The organism is Pseudomonas sp. ARP3, from assembly GCF_001029595.1.
GTDB classification, from domain to species: domain Bacteria; phylum Pseudomonadota; class Gammaproteobacteria; order Pseudomonadales; family Pseudomonadaceae; genus Aquipseudomonas; species Aquipseudomonas rhodesiae.
The window spans coordinates 1-20,954 of record NZ_LEKF01000017.1 but is presented as its reverse complement, the minus strand read 5'-3'; the positions used below and the strand labels follow the sequence as shown (position 1 = coordinate 20,954).

Annotated in this window: 19 protein-coding genes and 1 pseudogene; 10 read left to right on the top strand and 10 right to left on the bottom strand. The window is 60.0% G+C overall.

Annotated elements, in window-relative coordinates; translation table 11 throughout:
• The first annotated feature begins 14 nt into the window (after positions 1–14).
• Positions 15–386, top strand: coding sequence for a PH domain-containing protein (locus ABX75_RS18695; protein ID WP_015885780.1), 372 nt, complete (start codon positions 15–17; stop codon positions 384–386).
• Positions 387–422: 36 nt separating this feature from the next.
• Here the strand turns inward: ABX75_RS18695 and ABX75_RS18690 are convergent, their stop codons facing one another.
• Positions 423–797, bottom strand: coding sequence for a cytochrome c family protein (locus tag ABX75_RS18690; protein WP_034100476.1), 375 nt, complete (start codon positions 795–797; stop codon positions 423–425).
• A 196-nt stretch (positions 798–993) separates the two neighbouring features.
• Between ABX75_RS18690 and ABX75_RS18685 the strand changes: the two genes are divergently transcribed.
• From ABX75_RS18685 to ABX75_RS18655, 7 genes are all read left to right on the top strand, one after another.
• Positions 994–1,374, top strand: a complete 381-nt coding sequence (locus ABX75_RS18685; protein ID WP_034100478.1) for a response regulator — start codon at positions 994–996, stop codon at positions 1,372–1,374.
• Between the two features lie 195 nt (positions 1,375–1,569).
• Entirely contained in the window at positions 1,570–2,184 is a 615-nt protein-coding gene (locus tag ABX75_RS18680) for a biliverdin-producing heme oxygenase (RefSeq protein ID WP_034115044.1), read from the top strand.
• Positions 2,181–4,424, top strand: a complete 2,244-nt coding sequence (locus tag ABX75_RS18675; RefSeq protein WP_047882446.1) for an ATP-binding protein — start codon at positions 2,181–2,183, stop codon at positions 4,422–4,424. Before ABX75_RS18680 ends, ABX75_RS18675 begins: the two co-directional genes overlap by 4 nt.
• 150 nt (positions 4,425–4,574) lie before the next feature.
• Positions 4,575–4,778: a hypothetical protein gene (locus ABX75_RS18670; RefSeq protein ID WP_034115046.1), complete on the top strand. Its 204-nt coding sequence runs from the start codon at positions 4,575–4,577 to the stop codon at positions 4,776–4,778.
• Between the two features lie 113 nt (positions 4,779–4,891).
• A complete protein-coding gene (locus tag ABX75_RS18665; RefSeq protein ID WP_047882445.1) occupies positions 4,892–6,790 on the top strand; it encodes an isoleucyl-tRNA synthetase in 1,899 nt (632 codons plus the stop codon).
• 42 nt (positions 6,791–6,832) lie between these two features.
• On the top strand, positions 6,833–7,846 hold the full coding sequence (locus tag ABX75_RS18660) for a sensor domain-containing diguanylate cyclase (protein ID WP_034100488.1): 1,014 nt from the start codon (positions 6,833–6,835) through the stop codon (positions 7,844–7,846).
• Positions 7,847–8,021: 175 nt separating this feature from the next.
• Positions 8,022–9,275: an aspartate aminotransferase family protein gene (locus ABX75_RS18655; protein WP_047882444.1), complete on the top strand. Its 1,254-nt coding sequence runs from the start codon at positions 8,022–8,024 to the stop codon at positions 9,273–9,275.
• Here ABX75_RS18655 and ABX75_RS18650 read toward each other — a convergent pair.
• A complete protein-coding gene (locus ABX75_RS18650; RefSeq protein ID WP_047882443.1) occupies positions 9,269–11,293 on the bottom strand; it encodes a c-type cytochrome in 2,025 nt (674 codons plus the stop codon). The genes ABX75_RS18655 and ABX75_RS18650 overlap by 7 nt on opposite strands.
• A 252-nt stretch (positions 11,294–11,545) precedes the next feature.
• On the opposite strand from ABX75_RS18650, the gene ABX75_RS18645 reads away from it, so the two are divergent.
• The gene (locus tag ABX75_RS18645) at positions 11,546–12,250 is read left to right on the top strand and encodes a hypothetical protein (RefSeq protein WP_034100494.1); all 705 of its coding nucleotides are present in this window, start codon (positions 11,546–11,548) and stop codon (positions 12,248–12,250) included.
• A gap of 54 nt (positions 12,251–12,304) precedes the next feature.
• On the opposite strand, the gene ABX75_RS18640 is transcribed toward ABX75_RS18645, so the two are convergent.
• The 7 genes from ABX75_RS18640 to cyoA all read right to left on the bottom strand — a co-directional run bounded on the left by ABX75_RS18640 (position 12,305) and on the right by cyoA (position 19,198).
• Entirely contained in the window at positions 12,305–13,387 is a 1,083-nt protein-coding gene (locus ABX75_RS18640) for a pyridoxal phosphate-dependent aminotransferase (protein ID WP_047882442.1), read from the bottom strand.
• A gap of 181 nt (positions 13,388–13,568) precedes the next feature.
• Positions 13,569–14,267 (bottom strand): 7-cyano-7-deazaguanine synthase QueC, encoded by a 699-nt coding sequence (queC, locus tag ABX75_RS18635; RefSeq protein WP_034100498.1) that lies wholly within the window; start codon positions 14,265–14,267, stop codon positions 13,569–13,571.
• A 103-nt stretch (positions 14,268–14,370) separates the two neighbouring features.
• Positions 14,371–15,258 (bottom strand): heme o synthase, encoded by an 888-nt coding sequence (cyoE, locus tag ABX75_RS18630; protein ID WP_034100500.1) that lies wholly within the window; start codon positions 15,256–15,258, stop codon positions 14,371–14,373.
• A gap of 11 nt (positions 15,259–15,269) precedes the next feature.
• Positions 15,270–15,605: a cytochrome o ubiquinol oxidase subunit IV gene (gene cyoD / locus ABX75_RS18625; RefSeq protein ID WP_003176003.1), complete on the bottom strand. Its 336-nt coding sequence runs from the start codon at positions 15,603–15,605 to the stop codon at positions 15,270–15,272.
• Entirely contained in the window at positions 15,605–16,231 is a 627-nt protein-coding gene (locus ABX75_RS18620) for a cytochrome o ubiquinol oxidase subunit III (protein ID WP_024077337.1), read from the bottom strand. Before ABX75_RS18620 ends, cyoD begins: the two co-directional genes overlap by 1 nt.
• Positions 16,232–16,234: 3 nt before the next feature.
• A complete protein-coding gene (gene cyoB / locus ABX75_RS18615) occupies positions 16,235–18,253 on the bottom strand; it encodes a cytochrome o ubiquinol oxidase subunit I (RefSeq protein WP_034100504.1) in 2,019 nt (672 codons plus the stop codon).
• A gap of 3 nt (positions 18,254–18,256) precedes the next feature.
• On the bottom strand, positions 18,257–19,198 hold the full coding sequence (gene cyoA / locus ABX75_RS18610) for a ubiquinol oxidase subunit II (RefSeq protein ID WP_034100506.1): 942 nt from the start codon (positions 19,196–19,198) through the stop codon (positions 18,257–18,259).
• Between the two features lie 27 nt (positions 19,199–19,225).
• Here cyoA and ABX75_RS30065 point away from each other — a divergent pair.
• Positions 19,226–19,515: pseudogene (locus ABX75_RS30065) on the top strand (hypothetical protein).
• A 473-nt stretch (positions 19,516–19,988) separates the two neighbouring features.
• Here the strand turns inward: ABX75_RS30065 and ABX75_RS18605 are convergent.
• On the bottom strand, positions 19,989–20,495 hold the full coding sequence (locus ABX75_RS18605) for a disulfide bond formation protein B (RefSeq protein ID WP_034100508.1): 507 nt from the start codon (positions 20,493–20,495) through the stop codon (positions 19,989–19,991).
• Positions 20,496–20,954: the final 459 nt, after the last annotated feature.

Genomic DNA, 20,954 nt, shown 5'->3' with positions numbered 1-20,954 from the left:
ACAAGGACCGTTACATGATCGACTTCAACAACAAAGGCTTCTTCAAACTCAAACAAAACAATGAATACGCCGAACGCGTCTCGGCCCTGCTGCTCGATGGCGAAGAAGTGGTGGATGCCTACAAGGCCATGCGCGACGGCGTGGTATTCACCACCAAACGCATCATCGCGGTGAACGTGCAAGGCATCACCGGCAGTAAGAAGGACTTCACATCACTGCCGTACAAAAACATCGTGGCGTATTCGGTGGAAACGTCCGGGACCTTCGACCTGGATTCGGAGTTGGAGATTTACTTTTCATCCCTGGGCAAAGTGAAATTCGAGTTCACTGGGAAGACCTCGATTGTGGAAATCTCGCGGCTGATTTCCAAGCATTTGCTGACTTGATCAATCGGCCAAAAGTATCGCCTGGCGAAGGAGTGCTTACTTGGACGGGAACGTCTCAAGATACGCCAGGATATTTTCAATCTTCTCCTGATCGCTGATACCCCAGAAGATCATTCGCGTGCCGCTCACTACCTTCTTGGGGTCTTCGATGTACGCGGCGAGTTTTTCGCGGGTCCAGACCACGCCGGAGTTTTTCATCGCGTCGGAATACTGGTAGTCCTCGGTGGTGCCGGCGGGGCGGTCGATGATGCCGTTGAGTTGCGGGCCGAAACCGCCGCGCGCGCCTTCGCCGATGCTGTGGCAGCCGCCGCAGGTCTTGGTGAAGAGCTTACCGCCGGCTTCGGCATCGCCGGCGGCGAAGGCTGGGGCGGTGTTGAGAATCAGAGCGAGGGTCAGTAAGGCGTACTTCATCGGCGACTCCACATCGGCGGTTGCGGGAATTATGCCTGGCATCTCCATCCGGATCACCGCCGCCTGCAATACCATCGGTGCAAACACGCAACCTAGACACCCTGAACGACCACCCATCGCCTGGGACACATCCAATCGAACCTATGCCACTGCGTTCCACTCCACCTAACTGAACCCTGATGGTGGAGTAAGGATCATGGCTCAGCCATCGATTTTGGTATTGGAAGACGACGAAATTATTCGAGCGTTGATGGTGGATGTACTGGAGGATTTCGGCGCGATTGTGACGTCGTTTCCCTCAGCGGATGAAGGGATGATTTACCTGGAACGCGAGGACGACCCCGTGGACCTGATTGTCAGCGACATACAAATGCCTGGCCTGCTCAATGGTTATGACTTGAGCCGCGTGGTTGCCCATCGCTGGCCATCAGTGCGGGTGCTGCTGACCTCGGGCAATACAAAAATGGCTGAAGAACTCGGCGGTTCCGTGCGTTTCCTGCCCAAGCCATGGAGCACTGAGCATCTGATCGAATGCGTGCAAACAGCGTTGACCCAGCAAGGTTCGTCTCTGCACTGATAGCGCCGCAATATCACCTCAACCGAACTTCACGGTACTTTGTAAGGTCAGTCATAAGGCAAGGAGCGACTTTTCTGATCCGCTGGTCAGGCTTTTCGCCTTGTGCGTACAGTCAATGGCCATGAGTTGTGTAGAATCGTCGCCCATTTCCACGCGTCATTCATGGCCGGCAGGCCCACAGCTCGAGCTATTTGCATGCTTTCAAAGGCCCATGACGTTGGTGCGCCCTCATTGCTTGACGCGTTACGCACAGGCACCAGCCTGTTGCACGTTGCGCTGGAAAAGCGTCTGCCATTTTTTTCCGAGCGCCTGGATGCCGACGGCTACCGGCGCCTGCTGCAGGCCTACCACGGGTTTTACGCCCCCATTGAAGCGGCGCTGTATGCCAGTGGGCTGATCCCGGCGGGATTCGATACTGCCCTGCGTGTGAAAACGCCAACATTGGTCAGCGACCTGCACGGTCTTGGCCTGGATGACGCCGCTATCAACGCCCTGCCCCACTGCACCGCCCTGCCGCGCCTCGACACCCCTGCGGCGTGCCTCGGTGTGTTGTATGTGCTCGAAGGCGCAACGTTGGGCGGCCAGGTGCTGCGCCGGGAAATGGCCCAGCGCTTTGGCATCGATGCCACCAACGGTGGCGCGTTTCTTGATGTGTATGGCCCTGAGACGGGCCGGCGCTGGAAAGACTTTCTCGATTATCTGGGTATTCAGGCGCTGGACGCCGAAGCCCAACAGCGCGCGGTACATGCCGCCCGTTCGACATTCAGCGGCTTTGAGCGATGGCTCGACAGCCAGGAGGTACTGCTATGAAACCCCAAGATTTTGAACAGCTGCTTGCCAACTGCGCCGACGAACCCATTCGCTTTCCTGGGGCGATTCAGCCTCACGGTGTGCTGCTGACGCTGTCCGAGCCAGACCTGAAGATCATCCAAGTGAGCGCCAACGTCGCTACGCTGTTCAACCGCACGCCCGAGGCGCTGTTGGGCCAGCCGCTGCACAGCCTGATCGGCACCGAACACGCCCAGGCCGTGCAGGCCATGGCCGAACTCAACACCTTTACCGATGCGCCGCCGCTGCACGTGACGCTCAACGGCGCTGAGTTCGAAGGTTTGTTGCACCGCCACCAAAATGTGCTGGTGCTGGAATTCGAACCCCACCTCAAGGATTTTCAACCACGGGCCCTGAACGGTCGCACCAGTGATCTGGGCAAGATGCTGCGCCGCTTGCAGTCGGCAAAAACCCTGGCGGCGCTGTACGACATCAGCGTCACGGAAATCCAGGCCATGACCGGTTACGACCGGGTGCTCATCTACCGCTTCGAAGAAGAAGGCCATGGTCAGGTGATTGCCGAAGCATCCGCTCCGTCCATGGAATTGTTCAACGGGCTGTTCTTCCCTGCGTCTGACATCCCCGAACAGGCTCGCGAGCTGTACCGCACCAACTGGCTGCGGATTATCCCGAACGCCGATTACACGCCGGTGCCGCTGGTGCCCAAATTGCGCCCAGATACCGGCGAACCGCTGGACCTGAGTTTTGCGACGCTGCGCAGTGTGTCGCCGATTCATTGCCAGTACATGCAGAACATGGGCGTGTTGTCGTCCATGAGCATTTCGCTGATGAAAGGCGACAAACTCTGGGGCCTGATCAGTTGCGGCAACCGCACCCCGCTGCTGGTACCGAACGAACTGCGTACCGCCTGCCAGACCATCGGCCAGGTACTCTCGCTGCAGATCAGCGCCATGGAGGCTCTGGACCTGAGTCACCAGCGCGAAGAAAAAGTCGAAGCCTTGGCCCAACTGGACAAAGCCATGAAAGCCTCGGACCACAACGTGTTCGACGGCCTGGCCAAGCAACCGCGCTTGCTCATGGACCTGACCCTGGCCGGCGGCGTGGCGATCATCGAAGACAAACAACTGCACCGCTACGGCAACTGCCCGGAACCGGCGCAGATCCGGGCGTTGCACAAGTGGCTGCAAGCCAGTGGCGAACCGGTGTTCGCCAGCCATAACCTGGCCTCGGTTTACCCACCGGCGGCAGAGTTTCAGCAAGTGGCCAGCGGCGTATTGGCCATGAGCCTGCCCAAGCCGGTGGACAACGGTGTGCTGTGGTTCCGCCCCGAGGTCAAAGAGAATATCAATTGGAGCGGCGACCCGAAAAAACCGCTGGACCTGGAAAATTCCGACGCTGGTATGCGCCTGCGCCCACGCACGTCGTTTGAAATCTGGAAAGTGGAAATGGCCGGCATCTCCACCAAGTGGAGCCACGGCGACCTGTTCGCCGCCAACGACCTGCGCCGCTCCGCGCTGGAAAACGACCTGGCCCGCCAGGTCGAACGCGAGCAACAGGCCGTGCGCGCCCGTGATGACCTGGTGGCGGTGGTGTCCCACGACCTGCGCAACCCGATGACTGTCATCTCGATGCTCTGCGGCATGATGCAAAAAGCCTTCAGCTCCGAAGGCCCACACACCTCGCGCCGTATTTCCTCGGCCATCGACACCATGCAACAAGCCGCCGGGCGCATGAATGTGCTGCTGGAAGACCTGCTCGACACGTCGAAAATCGAGGCCGGCCGCTATGTGGTCAAGCCCGTGGCGCTGGATGTGAACCAGATGTTCGAGGAGGCGTACTCCTTGCTGGCACCGTTGGCGATGGAAAAAGGCATCGACCTGTCGTTCAACGCCGAACCTGGCCTGCAGATTAAAGGCGACCCTGAGCGCTTGTTCCAAGTGCTGTCGAACCTGATCGGCAACGCCATCAAGTTCACCCCGCGCCAGGGCAATATCGGCATCAGTGCCATGAGCAACGGCGAGGAAATTGTGTTTTCGGTGCGCGACTCCGGCGAAGGTATTGCCCCAGAGCTGTTGCCGTATGTGTTCGACCGCTACTGGACACAGACCGAAAACAATCCCACCGGCAGCGGGCTGGGGCTGTATATCACCCAAGGCATCGTGCAGGCCCACGGCGGCAAGATCGTGGCTGAAAGTGAAGTGGGCCGTGGCAGTGAGTTCCGATTCACAGTGCCGAAGGTGATGCAGGATGCCCATACCTGATCGGTCCGGCTGTAGGGCTCGATGGGCCTAAACCGCCATTGCCGTTACACGTTGCCATGAGGTGTTTATAGCTCCAGCACCTCGCGCCTCTATAAGTTTGGCCCGGCTTCGCAGACGCGGAGCCCATCTAACTTACAGAAGGATATTTTTATGCTTGGAGCTATCAGTCCGTTCCTAGGCCATCTGCAACTCCCCACCCCACAACACGATGATGTAGCCCTGCAACGCAACAAGCGCAGCCTGGACAGCCACTCACTCCCGCTTGAGACCCAGCAAACCGATAACGCCCCACGTCACAACCGGCGCCGAGGCAGCGGCAGCCTGGACAGCCTCGGCAAGGGCAACCTGCTCTAGAGCGGCCTACGGAGGGCAGCCCGCTGCCCTTCGTACACCCCATGCCTTAACAAAACACTGACATTCATTGCGCTAACCTTGCCGGTTCTAGCCTGGCCGGAGCCCATCCCTGCATGCTGCACCCCGACAACCTGCCCGCCGTACTTGCCGGCCCTTTGCTACGACGTCTCGAACCCAGGCGCCTGGTGCTGTGGCTGACTGGCAGTCGTCCCCTGGACCTGACCTTGAAGCTGCAATGGGCCGGACACACGCTGCACATCCCGCTGGATCAAGGCCAGTGCCAAGTCATTCCCATAGGCCGCCAGGCCTTTGTGCACCTGATCGATGTGCCGCTGGACGAAGCGCTGCCTCAGGACGAGGTCATCCACTACGACCTGCTGATCGACGGCCTCGGTATCGCCCATTGGGCGGCGCATCTGCTGTATGCCGACGCGCCATCACCACATTTTGTCCTGCACAGTCGCATCCACCAGCTCGTGCACGGTTCCTGCCGCAAACCTCACCACGCCGCCGAAGACGGCCTGCTCTGCGTCGATCGCCTGCTCGCCGATGCGCACACGCTCGATGAGCGTCCGGCCTTGCTGATGATGAGCGGCGACCAGGTTTACGCCGACGATGTGGCCGGGCCGATGCTTAGGGCGATCCACGCACTGATCGCGCGCCTGGGCCTGTTCGACGAACATCTGGAGGGTGCCGTGGTGGACGACAGCGCCAGCCTCTACGGGCACCGCGCCAGCTATTACCATCGCGCGGACCTGCTGCCGGCGCTGGACAGCAATCAGACCCTGCGCGAGCGCTTCTTCGGCGGCGTGAAAAAGCCGATTTTCACCAGCAGTACCGCCGACAACCATCTGGTCACCTTTGCCGAAGTCATGGCGATGTACCTGCTGGTATGGTCCCCCATGCCCTGGACCTTGATCGAAACCCAAGCGCCGCCACTTAGCCCGGACGAATCGGCGCGCTATGCGCGCGAGCACGTGCAGATCGAGCGCTTTCGCGACGGCCTGCCCGGCGTAGCGCGAGTCTTCGCGCACCTGTCCACCCTGATGATCTTTGACGATCACGACATCACCGACGATTGGAACCTCAGCGCCCAATGGGAAGAAACCGCCTACGGCCACCCGTTTTCCAAACGCATCATCGGCAATGCCCTGCTCGCCTATCTGCTGTGCCAGGGTTGGGGCAACCACCCGGATGCCTTCGTCGAACTGTTGCCGCCCATCCAGGCGCTGACCGCTCACGTCCCCGACAACCATCTCGACGCCGCCGCCCAGGATGCCTTGCTGGCCACGTTGCTCAAATTTCAACAATGGCATTACGTGCTGCCCAGCACGCCCGCCCTGGTGGTGCTCGACACCCGCACCCGGCGCTGGCGCAGTGAGTTCACCCTCAAGCAACCCTCCGGCCTGCTGGACTGGGAAGCCTTGAGCGAGCTGCAACAGGAACTGCTGGACCACCCGTCGGCGATCATCGTCTCTCCCGCGCCGATCTTCGGCGTCAAGCTGATCGAGACAGTGCAGAAGGTCTTCAGCTGGTGCGGCCACCCGCTGCTGGTGGACGCGGAAAACTGGATGGCCCACCGGGGCGCCGCCCAGGTGATCCTCAATATTTTCCGCCACTCGCGTACGCCGGGTAACTACGTGATTCTCTCCGGTGACGTGCATTACTCGTTCGTCTATGCCGTGCTGATCCGCCACCGCAATGCCGGCCCCCGGATCTGGCAGATCACCAGCAGCGGCATCAAGAACGAATTTCCCCGGCGCCTGCTGGAATGGTTCGACCGTCTCAACCGCTGGCTATACTCACCCCGTTCGCCGCTCAACTGGTTCACACGCCGTCGCACCATGCAGGTCGTACCGCATGTTCCGGAACATGCCGAGGCCGGCGAACGGTTATGGAACTCGGCGGGCATCGGTCAGGTGTTTTTCAACGAACAAGGTCAACCGGACGCAATCTACCAACACAATGCGAATGGGAAGGCTCGCACACGGATGGTTGCGCCCACGCCATAGCGCGCGGCGGCGCACACAGCGCGCATGCAAGGAGCAAAAGCAATGGGCGATACCTCAGGCAGCAACCCGGCGAAGCAGGATTTCTCGCACCTCAACGCCGACATGCTGCACACCATCCTGGAGCTGGTCAGCGACGGCATTTGGGACTGGAACGCCAACACCGGGTTCGTCTACCGCAATCCGGGCTGGTACGAAATGCTGGGCTACCCGCGGCATGCGCTGGAGAACACGCTGTTCACCTGGGAAAACATCATTCATCCGGAGGACTACCCCCAGGTGATGGCGCTGTTCGATGACTACATCAACCGCCGCGCGCCGCACTACCAAACCGAATACCGTTGCCGAAAAAAAGATGGCAGCTACCTATGGATCGAGGACCGCGGCTACGTGATCGCGCGTAACCCCGACGGTTCGGTGGCGCGCATGGTCGGCGCCCATCGCGACATTCAAGCGCGCAAATATTCAGTCGCCCAACTCGAACAACGCAACCAGTCGCTGGAAGCGCTGGTGGCCGAACGCACCCGTGAACTGGCACGGGTCAACCAGCAACTCAAATTGCAGTTGGACGAAAACCGCGCCTTGGCCGAGCGGGACGCCTTGACCCTGGTTGCCAACCGCTATCGCCTGGAAAAAACCCTGCTGCAAGCGTGCGAACGTGCCCAGCGCTTCCGCCTGCCGCTGGCCCTGATCGCCATGGACATCGATGACTTCAAGCCCATCAACGACCGCTATGGTCACGGCGCTGGCGACCAGACCCTGGTGCGGGTGGTGGAGTGCCTGGAGAGCTGCATTCGCCCGTGTGATCTGCTGGCACGCTGGGGTGGCGATGAATTCATGGTGATCCTGCCCGAAAGCACCCTGGAAACGGCCAAGGCGTTGGCCGAGCAGATCTGCCGCAAGATACGCACCATCCAGGCACCCGGCGACTTCCCCATCACCCTGAGCCTGGGCGTGGCCGAGCGCCACGCGGATGAATCCCCCGCCGCCCTAATGGAGCGCGCCGATCAAGCGTTGTATCGCGCCAAGGCCGCGGGCAAGGCCGGGGTGTCAGAATAACCGGAGGCGTCAGCGCAGCGGCGCGCACTTGAGCAGTGTCGACCGGTTTGTCCGCCCCCCCTTCGGCAGTAGCTCCTTCCGATTTGGAATGACCCAAAGACTTTATTTCGTTTGCGACAGGCCCCGGCGGGCGGCTTAGATAAAAAACGCCCCGCCACTGCCGAGTCCCGGATTCATGAGCCACGCCACCGTCAGCCAGTCGATTTCCATCGTCCACCCCATCAGCCTCAGCCACGGCAAGAACGCCGAAGTGTGGGATACCACAGGCAAGCGCTATATCGACTTCGTCGGCGGCATCGGTGTGCTCAACCTCGGCCATTGCCACCCGCAGGTAGTCGAGGCGATTCGCGAGCAGGCTACTCGGCTCACGCACTATGCCTTCAACGCCGCGCCGCACGCGCCCTACATCGAGCTGATGGCACGCCTGAGTGATTTTATCCCTGTGAGCTACCCGGTCAGCGGCATGCTTACCAATAGCGGCGCGGAAGCGGCGGAAAACGCTTTGAAGATCGTGCGCGGCGCCACCGGCCGCACTGCGGTGATCGCCTTTGACGGTGCCTTCCATGGCCGCACCCTGGCCACCTTGAACCTTAACGGCAAGGTCGCGCCCTACAAGCAAAAGGTCGGCGTACTGCCCGGCCCGGTGTATCACCTGCCGTACCCCAGCGCCGACAACGGCGTGACCTGCGCCGATGCACTGAAGGCCATGGAGCGTTTGTTCAGCGTGGAAATCGATGTGGAAGACGTCGCCTGTTTCATCATCGAACCGGTGCAGGGCGAAGGCGGCTTCCTGGCCCTGGACGTCGAATTTGCCCAGGCGCTGCGGCGTTTCTGCGACGAGAAACAGATCCTGCTGATTGCCGACGAAATCCAATCGGGCTTCGGCCGTACCGGTCAACGCTTCGCGTTTTCGCGCCTGGGCATTGAGCCGGACCTGATCCTGCTGGGCAAAAGCATTGCCGGCGGTGTACCGCTGGGGGCGGTGGTCGGGCGCAAAAACCTGATGGACAACTTGCCCAAAGGCGGCCTGGGCGGTACGTACTCCGGCAACCCTATCGCCTGCGCGGCGGCGCTGGCCACCCTGGAGGTGATGACGGACGCAAACTTGCACGCGTGGGGCGCACAGCAGGAAGCCGCAATTGTCCGCAGGTACGCGACCTGGCGCGACCAAGCGCTGTCGCCCTACCTCGGGCGCCTGACCGGCGTCGGCGCCATGCGCGGCATCGAACTGGCCAACGCCGACGGCACGCCGGCGCCCCGGCAATTGACGCAACTGCTCGGCCTGGCGCGGGACGCCGGGTTGCTGCTGATGCCCAGCGGCAAGGCGCGGCACATCATCCGGCTGCTGGCACCGCTGACCACAGAGCCGGCGGTGCTGGAGGAAGGGCTGGATATCCTTGAAGCCTGCTTCAAGCGCCTGGATCAGTAGCGCGCATCCATCGGTTTGCCGCCGTTCGGCCAGTCTTTGACCTTGTCCGGGAAGTCCGGACGCGGCTGCCCGGAAAAGTACGCCGCGACGTCCACCGCTTCCTGTTCCGTCAAGCCACCCTGCCCCAGCGGGAAGCGCTCGTGGAAGCCAATCGGCATATTGCGTTGGACGAACGCGGCGGCTGTGTAGGTGCGCGCCATGCCCGCACCGATATTGAACGACTGCTCACCCCACAGCGGCGGGTAGATCCATTCACCGTCGGCGCGGGTCAGGCCCTGGCCATTGTCGCCATGGCACACCGCGCATTGCTTGGCGTACACCGCTTTGCCATTGGCAAGGTCGGGTTTGAGCGTTGGGTCGACCTTACCCACGCCGCGCCCGGCGACTTTGTCCTGCGGGCGGGTGTTGTTTTTCATCCAGTCGAAATACGCCACCATCGCCTGCATATCCGCCGATTGCGGCGCCAGCGGCTTGCCGTTCATGGACCGGCGGAAACAGCCGTTGATGCGCTCCTCCAACGTGATCACCTTGCCGGCACGCGGGGCATAACCGGGGAAAAACGCCGACACCCCTACGAACGGCGATCCATCGGCCACAGTGCCTGCATTGAGATGGCAACTGGTGCAGTTCAGCGCGTTGCCGACATTGTCCGGCAGCAGCGCCTTGGTCTGCAGATGCAACCGCATGCCACGCAGCACCTGGTCGGCATTCGGCGCGGCCAGCAACTCGGCCAGACGCGGAGTTTGGAACGCGGACATGTCGCTGCTGGCCGGGTTGAGCTGCTCGCGCAGGGTTTTCACCTGCGCGGGGCTGACCGGCGTGCCCTGGTTGCCCCAGTGGGTGCGCACAAAACTGAGGATCTCGGCGATCTCCTGGTCGGCCAGCCGCGCGAACCCAGGCATGGTGTAGACCCGCGGATGGGTGGCGGTTTGCGCGGTTGCCCAGCCGGTGAGGGTGATATGCAAAAGAGACGTTGGGTTAGCGGCGACCACGCTCGGATTGCCGGCCAACGGCGGGAACAGGCCCTTCACGCCGGCACCGTCACTGCGGTGGCAGTCGCTGCAGAACTGCGTGTAGCCCAGGCCGCCACGACTGCTGAACAGGTCGTCAGGCACGGCAGCCGGGGCTTTGGCCACGGCAGGCATCGGCAGATCCTCCTGGCCCGCCGGCAGGGATTTTAAGTAACGGGCGATGGCAATCAGGTCGTCATCACTGAAATGCTGGGTGCTGTGATGGATCACATCGGCCATGTTGCCCGACACTGTGGCAAAACGGTTTTGCCCGGTCTTGAGCAGTTGCACGGTGTCGTCAACGGTCCACAGGTTGCGCAGGCTCAAGGCGCGCCAATGCTCGACGGTTTCCCCCGCCAGGTAGTGCTGGCCGCCGCGCTCGGTATCGCTCATGGCTTTTTCCTGGAAAGCGATACCCCTCGGGGTATGGCACGAGCCGCAATGCCCCAGGCCCTGAACCAAGTAGGCGCCACGGTTGAGCCCCGCGTCGCGGCCCGGATCGGGTTGGAAGGGTTGCTTGTCGAGAAAGGCGAAATTCCACAATGCCAAGCCCCAGCGCTGATTGAACGGAAAGCCCATGTCCGCCGGCAGGTTGTCCTGGCGGACCGCCGGCACGCCCTGCATCAGGTAGGCGTACAACGCGCGCATGTCCTCTTCGCTGATCTTCGCGTAGGACGGATACGGCATCGCCGGGTACAAGTTCATACCACTGGGGGTAACGCCTTCGCGCATGACGCGGTCGAACTGCTCGAAGGTGTAGCGCCCGATGCCTGTCTCGGCATCGGGCGTGATATTGCTGGAGTAGATCGTCCCCATCGGCGTACTCAACGCCAGGCCGCCGGCCATCAGCGCGCCTGGCTTGGCGGTGTGACAGGCAATGCAGTCGCCGAGTTGGGCGACGTAGTGGCCGCGTTCGAGCAGAGGGGTGTCGGGCGTGCTGGCGTGCAGCGAGAGGGACAGGCACATCAGCATCCCCACGAAGCTGACGCGTAAGAGGGCAAACATCATCGCAATAGTCCTTTAAGAACCTGGCGTGGAGCGGTCTCCTCGGCGCAGGTCTGCAATTGTTTTTATGCGTTCTCAGGCAAATAGTCGGGGGCGCAATCAGCCCCAAGGTTGTTGTAAACCACTCTCCGGCATGGCCTTTTGATATGGATCAGCGGAACGCCGAAGGCAGTGTGCCGCCTTGACCTGACTGACCTGCCCCTTGAAAATGCGCGACGCTTTTTTGTCTCCGTTTATTGAAGTAGTGAACTATTAATGTCCGATTCCTACACCGCAGAATCCGTCGTCGCCTTGGCCTCCAAAGCTGAATACGAAAACGCCATCAATCTTTCACAGCATGTGCCAGCGGCCAAGACCATCAGCGAGATGGTGCTGGACGCATTTCACACTTCCAAGGAGAGCGACCAGATCCGCGAACTGCGCGTCGCCATCCGCCAGGCCCACGATGCGTTCGACGACGACAAGGCCTACGACCTGATGGGCCAGCTCAAGCAACTCAAGGACGCCGAAGCCGCCGACAACCTGGCCCTGGAAGACTTGAGCAGCAAGTTCTCCATCAGCCGCATCCTGTCCAGCTTCAAGGACGACCCCGAGTTTCAGGAACTGGTCTACGGCCTGGCCCTCAAGGTGCTGAACCAGACCCATCAAGCCATCAGCAACCCGAGCGCCGGCAAGGGCAAGGCGGCACGCGCCAAGAAAGACGCCGAAGTGTTCGTGATCAGCAAGGACGGCATCAGCGTCACCCTGCCGCTGCGCACGCCACGCTCCAAGCTGAACGTGGACCGTGAAGCGTTCGAGTTTCTAGGGTTCAGCTTTGTGGGCGAAGGGGATGACGCCGAGCTGGAACGTGAGTCGTTCACCGACAACAACGGCGCCGAGTTGCCGGTCAACCGCAAGAACGTGGTGAATGCCTTGCAACAGAAAACCGCATTTGATGGGTACAGCATCGCGCAGCAATAATACTTGGGACTTCATTGAGGGAGGAGCGTCGCCCTTCCCTCATGGAGTCCTGCGCTAAACCCGCGCGGCAAACACCTCACGAAAGCGCGCCATCTCCTGCTTGTTCCCCACTGTCAGCCTTACCCACTGCGGCCAGTTCTGCCACACCCGGCCGATCAATACGCCTTCGGCGGCGAGCTTTTCGATGACCTGCTGCGCGGGCTGCTTGACGTCGATCATGAAGCAATTGCTGTGGGAAGCGGTGCAAGCGAAACCACGGCCCTTGAGCCAGGCCAGGGTTTCATCGCGTAACTGGGCATTGAGGGCTTTACGCTGGGGCAGCAGTTTGACGTCCTCCAGGCTGGCAAGGCCGCCGAGCAACGACGAGCCCGCCGGCACATTGTCGCCGCCAAACACCGCCAGCCGCTCCAGCAACGTCGGGTGGCCGATGGCCAGGCCCAGGCGTGCGCCCGCCATGCCGTAGATTTTCGAGAAGGTGCGCAGCACCAGCAGGTCGTCGTGGTCCTTGACCCAACTGACCACGCTCGGGGCGTCGGCGAAGTCGATGTAAGCCTCGTCCACCACCAGCACGCTGCCCTTGGGCTTGTTCGCCAGTGCGTCGCGAATGGCCTGGGTGGGAGTCAGGGTGCCGGTGGGGTTGTTGGGGTTGCACAGGTAGAGCATGCCGGCCTGTGGGGCGGCGGCGAGCATGGCGGGGATATCGTGGGCGTGGTGGGCGTCGAGGTTCACTTCATGCACCGGCGCCTTGTGCGCTTCGGCGGCCTGGCGCGGTACTTCGTAGGATGGCGTGGCCATTACCAGGCCACGGGTATCGCTGGTGAACGCCAGCACCGCATAACGCAACGCCGCCATGGAGCCTGAAAACACCGCCACCTGTTCTTCGGCAATGCCCTGTTGCTGAGCGAACAATGCGGCCAATGCATACATGTGGTTGTACGGGTAGCGCCCGGCAGTGGCGATGCCGCGCTGCATCGCTTCACGGGCTGCCAGGGCTGGACCGTAGGGGCTTTCGTTGTAGTTGAGACGGACCTTGTCGGCCTTGGCCGGCGGAGTCGCCGCGACCGCCCAGTCCAAGCGCCCCAGCAAAGGCAAGGCGGCGCTGAAGGCGAGAAGGGACCGACGACTCACGCTGACCATGGTGACTACTCCTTGTAGGCGGGTGATGGATTCGCACAGTGCGTACAGAGGGGTATGACGAGATAAGCGTGGGCAGATTTAACCTGACGCCCGAGAAAAACCCACATCACCGCAGAGCAGGAACAGGGTCGCAGTGGGGAGGAGCATTGCGCACCCTCCCCCACGCTAAGGCCGAATAGCCCTAGTTGAGCTGCAACTTATGCTTGAGGCTGTGCATGACCTGCGCCTTGTTCTGCAGGTATTCGTTCAGGCCGCGAGCGCGCAGGTTGCAGGCGTCGCATTCGCCGCAGCCGGTGCCGATCACGCCGTTGTAGCAGGTCAAGGTGTGTTCGCGCACCAGGTCCAACTGATGGTGGTAATCGGCCAGGGCCCAGGTCTCGGCCTTGTTCAGCCACATCAGCGGCGTATCCAGCCGTACGTCGTACTCCATGCCCAGCTTGAGCGCCTGGTTCAGGGCTTTGACGAACTCATCGCGGCAGTCGGGGTAGCCCGAGAAGTCGGTTTCGCACACGCCAGTAATGACCGTCTCGGCCTTGACCTGGTACGCGTAGATCGCCGCCAGGGTCAGGAACAGGATATTGCGCCCCGGTACAAAGGTGCTCGGCAGGCTTTCGCCGGAACTGTTCACGGTGGGCACGGGGATGTTGTCGCGGGTAAGACTACTGATGGCCAACTCGTTGAGCAGGGACACATCCATCACTTTGTGCACCGTGGCGCCCAGTTGCTTGGCTAGCTGGCGGGCCACTTCGATTTCCGCCACATGGCGCTGGCCATAATCGAACGTGATGCAGTGCACTTCGTCATACAACGCCAGTGCCTGGATCAGGCAGGTCGTCGAGTCCTGCCCGCCACTGAACACCATTACGGCTTTTTTACTCATCGCTGTGCTTCCTGGATGCGTGGAATGGGGGATAGTTTAGAGGCCATGCCATAAAAAACCCCGCGCTTCTTGCGAAGGCGGGGCCTTTTACTGCTCGGACCACTCAGTGGGCGTAGGTCAGCAACAGCTCTTTCGGTACTTGGAAATCCAGGGACATCATCACGCTCAGCGCGGTGATGGTGAAGATCGAGAACACGAACAGCTTGCGCGCCCAGACGGTGTCGTCCACCGCCTTGTAGCCGGTCCAGGCCATGTACAACCAGTACATGCCCATGGCGGCCGCGACGGCGAGGTAGCTCATGCCGGCGTAGCCGCTGAAGGTCAACATCAAGGTCGCCACAAGGAAGGCCAGGATGTAGAGCAGGATGTGTTTCTTGGCCACCTGGATGCCACGTTTTACCGGCAAAACCGGAATCGACGCAGCCAGGTAGTCATTGAAGCGGAAAATCGCGATGGCGTAGGAATGCGGCATCTGCCACAGGCTGAACATCACCAGCAGCGTCAGCGCGGCCATGTCGAAGCTATTGGTCACAGCCACATAACCAATCACCGGCGGCATCGCCCCCGACAGACTGCCCACCAGCGTGCCGTGAACCGACTTGCGCTTGAGGTACAGGCTGTAGAGGCCGACGTAGATGACAAAACCGATCACGGCAAACAACGCCGCCAACGGGTTGGCCACCTTGTACAACAGGGCCACACCGGCAACACCCAGGACGGTCGCGTAGACCAGTGCCAGTTTCAGGGAGATAAGGCCCTGCACCAGCACACGGTTCTTGGTGCGTTCCATCTTGATATCGATGTCACGGTCGATGCAGTTGTTGAAGACACAACCGGAAGCTACCACCAGGGATGTGCCGATCATTGCAGCCAGGAAGATGGCCAGATCGACATGTCCCTTGGAGGCCAGGAAGAAACCGCCCGCCACAGAAAGCACGTTACCGAAAATGATCCCCGGTTTGGTGATTTGGATAAAGTGCTTAAGCGACATCGGGTCTTACCTCACTTCGCCATCATGTAGGTGTGGATGCTGAACATGATCCACAGCGACAGACCAACCAGCAGAACGATCACCAGGCCGGCGAACACGAACGCAATCACGTTCTCGCGCTGGGCCTCGGAGCGGTCCAGGTGCAGGAAGTACACCAGGTGAACCAGTACCTGAATCACTGCGAACGCCAGGACGATCATCAAGGTGATCGACTTCGGCAGGGTCGGGTACATCACCAGGCCGAACGGGATCAGGGTCAGGATGACCGACAGGATGAAGCCGATAGCGTAAGACTTGACGCTGCCGTGGCTTGCATCGTGGCTGTCATGGGAGTGTGCATTAGCCATTACAGAGTCCCCATCAGGTAGACAACGGTGAATACGCAGATCCAGACCACGTCCAGGAAGTGCCAGAACAGGCTCAGGCAGCTCAGGCGGGTCTTGTTGGTGTTGGTCAGGCCGTGCTTATTGACCTGATACATCATCACCGCCATCCACAGCAGACCGGCCGAGACGTGCAGACCGTGGGTGCCGACCAGCGTGAAGAACGCCGACAGGAAACCGGAACGGTGCGGGCCGTAGCCTTCGGAGATCAGCAGGTGGAACTCGTTGATCTCCATGCCGATAAAGCCCAGGCCGAACAGGAAGGTCAGCGCCAACCAGCTCAGCACGCCTTTCTTGTTGCCCTTGTAGAAGGCCAACATGGCGAAGCCGTAGGTGATCGAACTGAACAACAGCAAGGCGGTTTCGCCGAGCACGTAAGGCAGTTCGAAGATGTCGTGGCCCGACGGGCCACCCGCTACGTTGTTTACCAGTACCGCGTACACCGCGAAGATCGACGCAAACAAGATGCAGTCGGTCATCAGGTAGAGCCAGAAACCGAAGACGGTCATTGGCCCCGAGTCGTGGTGATGGTCATCGTGCCCATGGTCATCGACATGGGCGTGTCCAGCATTGGTCACTAAGTTCGACATGGTTTAAGCCTGTTCCAACGAGGTTTCTACACGGTTGGCCGGGATTTTCTTCTCGGCGACCAGGCGAGCGTGCTGCTCGGCTTCGATGCGTTCGATCGTTTCGACCGGCACCATGTAGCCTTGATCATCACGTGCGGCGTGGACGATGAAGTAACCGATGGTACCCACCAGGCTCACGATCGCCAGCCACCAGATGTGCCAGATCATCGCGAAACCGAACACGGTCAACAGCGCACCCATCACCACGCCAGTGGCGGTGTTGCTTGGCATGTGGATCGGTTCGTAGTGTTTAGGCTTCTGGTACGCAGTACCGTCTTCCTTGGCTTCGGTGAACGCATCGATCGTGTTCGCAGTCGGGATCACGGCGAAGTTGTAGAACGGTGGTGGCGACGAAGTCGACCATTCCAGGGTGTGGCCGTTCCATGGGTCGCCGGATTCGCACATGTTCTGCTTGCGATCACGCACGCTGACATACAGCTGGATCAGCTGGCAGGCGATACCCACCGCAATCATCACCGCACCGAACATGGCGACGTACAGGTACGGCACCCACTCAGGGTTGGTGGTGGCGTTCAGACGACGGGTCATGCCCATGAAGCCCAGTGCATAGAGCGGCATGAACGCGACGAAGAAGCCCGAGATCCAGAACCAGAACGCAGCCTTGCCCCAACCTTCGTGCAGCTTGAAGCCGAACGCTTTCGGGAAGTAGAAGCTGAAACCGGCGATGTAACCGAATACCGCACCACCGATGATCACGTTGTGGAAGTGCGCGATCACGAACAGGCTGTTGTGCAGCACGAAGTCAGCACCCGGGATGGCCAGCAGTACGCCGGTCATGCCGCCGATGGCGAAGGTCACCATAAAGCCCAGGGTCCACAGCACCTGGCTGGTGATGCGCAAACGGCCGTGGTAGATGGTGAACAGCCAGTTGAATAGCTTCACCCCCGTCGGGATGGAAATCAGCATGGTCGCCAAACCGAAGAAGGCGTTGACGCTGGCCCCCGAACCCATGGTGAAGAAGTGGTGCAGCCACACCATGAAGCCCAGTACGGAAATTGCGCCCGATGCGTAAACCATCGAGTGGTGACCGAACAGGCGCTTGCCGGTAAAGGTCGAGATCACTTCGGAGAAGATACCGAACGCTGGCAGGATCAGGATGTACACCTCAGGGTGACCCCATGCCCAGAACAGGTTCACGTACATCATTGGATTGCCACCAAGTTCGTTGGTGAAAATGTGGAAATCCAGGTAACGGTCAAGCGACAGCAGCGCCATGGTTGCGGCCAGGATCGGGAACGAAGCCACGATCAGGACGTTTGCCCAGGTGCAGGTCCAGGTGAAGATCGGCATGTCCATCAGTTTCATGCCAGGGGCGCGCATTTTCAGGACGGTGGCCAGGAAGTTGACCCCCGTCAGCGTCGTCCCTAGCCCTGATAGCTGTAGCGCCCAGATGTAGTAGTCCACCCCCACGCCAGGGCTGTACTGAATGCCCGACAGCGGCGGATACGCAACCCAACCGGTCTTGGCGAATTCGCCGACGCCCAGGGATACGTTGATCAGCACCACGCCGGAAACCAGCAGCCAGAAGCTCAGGGAGTTCAGGAACGGATAGGCCACGTCACGCGCGCCGATCTGCAGCGGCACTGCCAGGTTCATCAGGCCGGTGAAGAATGGCATCGCCATGAAGATGATCATGATCACACCGTGAGCGGTGAAGATCTGGTCATAGTGTTCAGGTGGCAGGTAGCCAGGCGAACCCTCGGTGGCCATGGCCAACTGGGTACGCATCATGATGGCGTCGGCAAAACCGCGCAGCAGCATGACCATGGCGACGATGATGTACATCACGCCGATTTTCTTGTGATCGACCGAAGTCAGCCACTCGGTCCACAGGTAGGTCCACTTCTTGAAGTAAGTGATACCCGCGAACAGTGCCAGACCACCCAGCGCGATCATGGCGATGGTCACCATCACGATCGGCTCGTGGAACGGGACCGCATCCCAACTTAATTTACCAAACATCGTTTACTCCTCTGCCCCAGCAGTTGAATGCGCGCCCGTCTCAGAACCTTCAACCGCGGCCACTTCTTTCTTCTCGTGCTTGACCGGCTTGCCTGGCTTCATACCTTCGTACTTGTCGACGATTTTCTGAAACAGGTTCGGCTCGTACGAGGAGTACAGCGCGACAGGGTTGTTCTGGCTAGGTTTGGCCAGGGCGTCGTATTCAGCTTGATCAAGCTGTTTAGGTGCGGCCTTGACTTCGGCTACCCAGGCGTTGAAGTCTTCCTGGCTCGTCGAGATCGCTTTGAATTTCATGCCGGTGAAGCCCGCGCCGCTGTAGTTGGCGGAGATGCCTTCCATTTCAGCTTTCTGGTTGGCGATCAGGTGCAGCTTGGTCTGCATGCCTGCCATCGCGTAGATCTGGCCGCCCAGGGCTGGGATGAAGAACGAGTTCATCACGGCGTCGGAGGTGATCTTGAAGTTCAGCGGAGTGTGCTCCGGGAAGCGGATCTGGTTAACCGTGGCGATACCCAGGTCCGGGTAGATGAACAGCCACTTCCAGTCCAGCGCGACCACTTCGATATTGATCGGCTTGGCGTCCGATTCCAGCGGACGGTACGGGTCCAGCGCGTGGGTGGACTTGTAGGTCACATAACCCAGGGCAATGATGATGAGGATCGGAACCAGCCACACCGCGATTTCGATCTTGGTGGAGTGCGACCACTTCGGCGCGTAGGTGGCGCTGGTGTTCGACGCGCGGTATTTCCAGGCGAAGGCGAAGGTCATGATGATCACAGGGACCACGACCAGCAGCATCAGCAGGGTGGCGGTGATGATCAGGTTTCGTTCATCCAGACCGACCTGTCCTTTTGGGTCGAGCAAGGTCCACTTGCAGCCTCCCAGCATTAACATCATGCCAAGCAGCGGCAAAAAGCCTAGTAATCGGGGGTACCTGTTTTTACTCATCTCACGACCTCTAAAGCAGCTTGCGCAATGCAGTTGGGTTTTGATCGCCAACACTTCACCCTGCCAAGGGTTGGCATTTCTCTTCGATTGAATAAGAGCCTGCTCGCACGCCATGAATGGACGATTTACGAGCCTGCGGTGAGTTCTTATTCGATTTCGTGGTTAAAGGCCTTGTTACAGACCAATTCCATTTGGTGCGGATAGTTGAAAGGCTGCCGGAACCTGGGGTCGCACAGAGCCATCCATCTGCCCCTCGACCGCTCCAATGCTCAAATATTGAACAGCACCGGACATTCAGTGCGGGCGATTGTAGTTAGCTAGCGATGTATAAACCATGTCTTATAAAGAAATAATTTTTATCGAAAGCAGCAATAATCCTTCACCAAAATTGCAAAGGTCGGGGATCTTATCGTGTTCGATTCTCAACAAAAACCACAAAAATTGCCGTGTTATAGGGCAATCCGCCACATCCCTTACCCTCTGTAAGGGCTTGCCAAAGCCATCCAAGTCCCCATAAAACAAGGCATTCGGACATCATCGAATGGCGCGGACGGCGCGTAGTTCCTGACATAGGCCAGACGATGAAGTGACAGCACAATTTGACCGTTCGGTGCAAATTTAAGCGGGGTTGCGGGGGGTCAGAAATGTCCTGCGACAGCTTCCGTGTGACAACATGTCGCACACCGCGCGCAGCGGAAATTGTCCGACGTCATGCTCTGTTCATAAAAGCCTACCTGCGAAAACGCCCCGGCCCTCCAGCGGAGGAACCGGGGCGTTTTCGTGTAGGGGCTCAGGCCGTGTGACGGCGATTGCGGTAAATGCCCAGCGGCACCAGGATCACGGTCAGCACAAAAGCCACCAGCGCCCATTGCGCCAGGGACAGCCCAAGGATCGGTGGGTAAGGCGTGCTGCAGAAACCATCGACCTGAAAGCCCAGCGGGAAGACCTTGGCCAGCGGCAGGTCATCGACGATGGGCTGCAGCACATCGACGCCGCAACTGACCTGGGGAAAGAACTGGGTATACACATGATGGCCCGCCGCTGCGACCCCGCCGAGGGCGCTGAGGATCACCAAGCCTTCGAAAAACGTGAGGGCGCCTTTGCGGGGCATGGCGGCGCCGATAAAGGCGAAGATGGCAATCAACAACAAGGCATAACGCTGCAAGATGCACAGTGGGCAAGGCGCTTCGCCCAACACCACCTGCATGTACAAGGCCCCGCCGATCAACGCCAGGCAGATGATGCCCAGCAACACCAGAAAGCGCCGCTCCCTGCCTAAACGCAATTCGTCACTCATCTCCGTTTCCCTTTGTTTGGTTGTGCCTGTAGGCGCGAGTTTACACACAGGCAGTGGTTTAAACAGAGACGGGTTAACGGCGGATTAATCGCGAGAAATGGAAAACCAAATGTGGGAGGGGGACTGGCTGATGCACCCCTATCGGACGCAGAGGTATTGGGCAGAGACATCTACACATCTTCGCTGTAAACAGAAAGTGACGTTCTTGTAGTGAGCGGGCTTGCCCCGCGCTGGGGCGCGAAGCGGCCCCACTCCAGGCGATGTAAATTTCACCTGACACATCGAGGTCCCTGGGTTTGGGGCCGCTTCGCAGCCCAGCGCGGGGCAAGCCCGCTCATACATGGACGCCCCCAGTATGCCAAGCACTCAATTCGTGAAAACACAGACGGGATAAGGTTGCAGCCATACATCCGGACTTTAAGTGAGGCGGTGCCTCTGTCCCTGATGGAATTCGCTGAT

Coding starts and splice junctions, on each gene's coding strand:
- ABX75_RS18695 (WP_015885780.1), top strand. CDS start 15: ATGATCGACTTCAACAACAAAGGCTTCTTCAAACTCAAACAAAACAAT.
- ABX75_RS18690 (WP_034100476.1), bottom strand. CDS start 797: ATGAAGTACGCCTTACTGACCCTCGCTCTGATTCTCAACACCGCCCCA.
- ABX75_RS18685 (WP_034100478.1), top strand. CDS start 994: ATGGCTCAGCCATCGATTTTGGTATTGGAAGACGACGAAATTATTCGA.
- ABX75_RS18680 (WP_034115044.1), top strand. CDS start 1,570: ATGCTTTCAAAGGCCCATGACGTTGGTGCGCCCTCATTGCTTGACGCG.
- ABX75_RS18675 (WP_047882446.1), top strand. CDS start 2,181: ATGAAACCCCAAGATTTTGAACAGCTGCTTGCCAACTGCGCCGACGAA.
- ABX75_RS18670 (WP_034115046.1), top strand. CDS start 4,575: ATGCTTGGAGCTATCAGTCCGTTCCTAGGCCATCTGCAACTCCCCACC.
- ABX75_RS18665 (WP_047882445.1), top strand. CDS start 4,892: ATGCTGCACCCCGACAACCTGCCCGCCGTACTTGCCGGCCCTTTGCTA.
- ABX75_RS18660 (WP_034100488.1), top strand. CDS start 6,833: ATGGGCGATACCTCAGGCAGCAACCCGGCGAAGCAGGATTTCTCGCAC.
- ABX75_RS18655 (WP_047882444.1), top strand. CDS start 8,022: ATGAGCCACGCCACCGTCAGCCAGTCGATTTCCATCGTCCACCCCATC.
- ABX75_RS18650 (WP_047882443.1), bottom strand. CDS start 11,293: ATGATGTTTGCCCTCTTACGCGTCAGCTTCGTGGGGATGCTGATGTGC.
- ABX75_RS18645 (WP_034100494.1), top strand. CDS start 11,546: ATGTCCGATTCCTACACCGCAGAATCCGTCGTCGCCTTGGCCTCCAAA.
- ABX75_RS18640 (WP_047882442.1), bottom strand. CDS start 13,387: ATGGTCAGCGTGAGTCGTCGGTCCCTTCTCGCCTTCAGCGCCGCCTTG.
- queC (WP_034100498.1), bottom strand. CDS start 14,267: ATGAGTAAAAAAGCCGTAATGGTGTTCAGTGGCGGGCAGGACTCGACG.
- cyoE (WP_034100500.1), bottom strand. CDS start 15,258: ATGTCGCTTAAGCACTTTATCCAAATCACCAAACCGGGGATCATTTTC.
- cyoD (WP_003176003.1), bottom strand. CDS start 15,605: ATGGCTAATGCACACTCCCATGACAGCCACGATGCAAGCCACGGCAGC.
- ABX75_RS18620 (WP_024077337.1), bottom strand. CDS start 16,231: ATGTCGAACTTAGTGACCAATGCTGGACACGCCCATGTCGATGACCAT.
- cyoB (WP_034100504.1), bottom strand. CDS start 18,253: ATGTTTGGTAAATTAAGTTGGGATGCGGTCCCGTTCCACGAGCCGATC.
- cyoA (WP_034100506.1), bottom strand. CDS start 19,198: ATGAGTAAAAACAGGTACCCCCGATTACTAGGCTTTTTGCCGCTGCTT.
- ABX75_RS18605 (WP_034100508.1), bottom strand. CDS start 20,495: ATGAGTGACGAATTGCGTTTAGGCAGGGAGCGGCGCTTTCTGGTGTTG.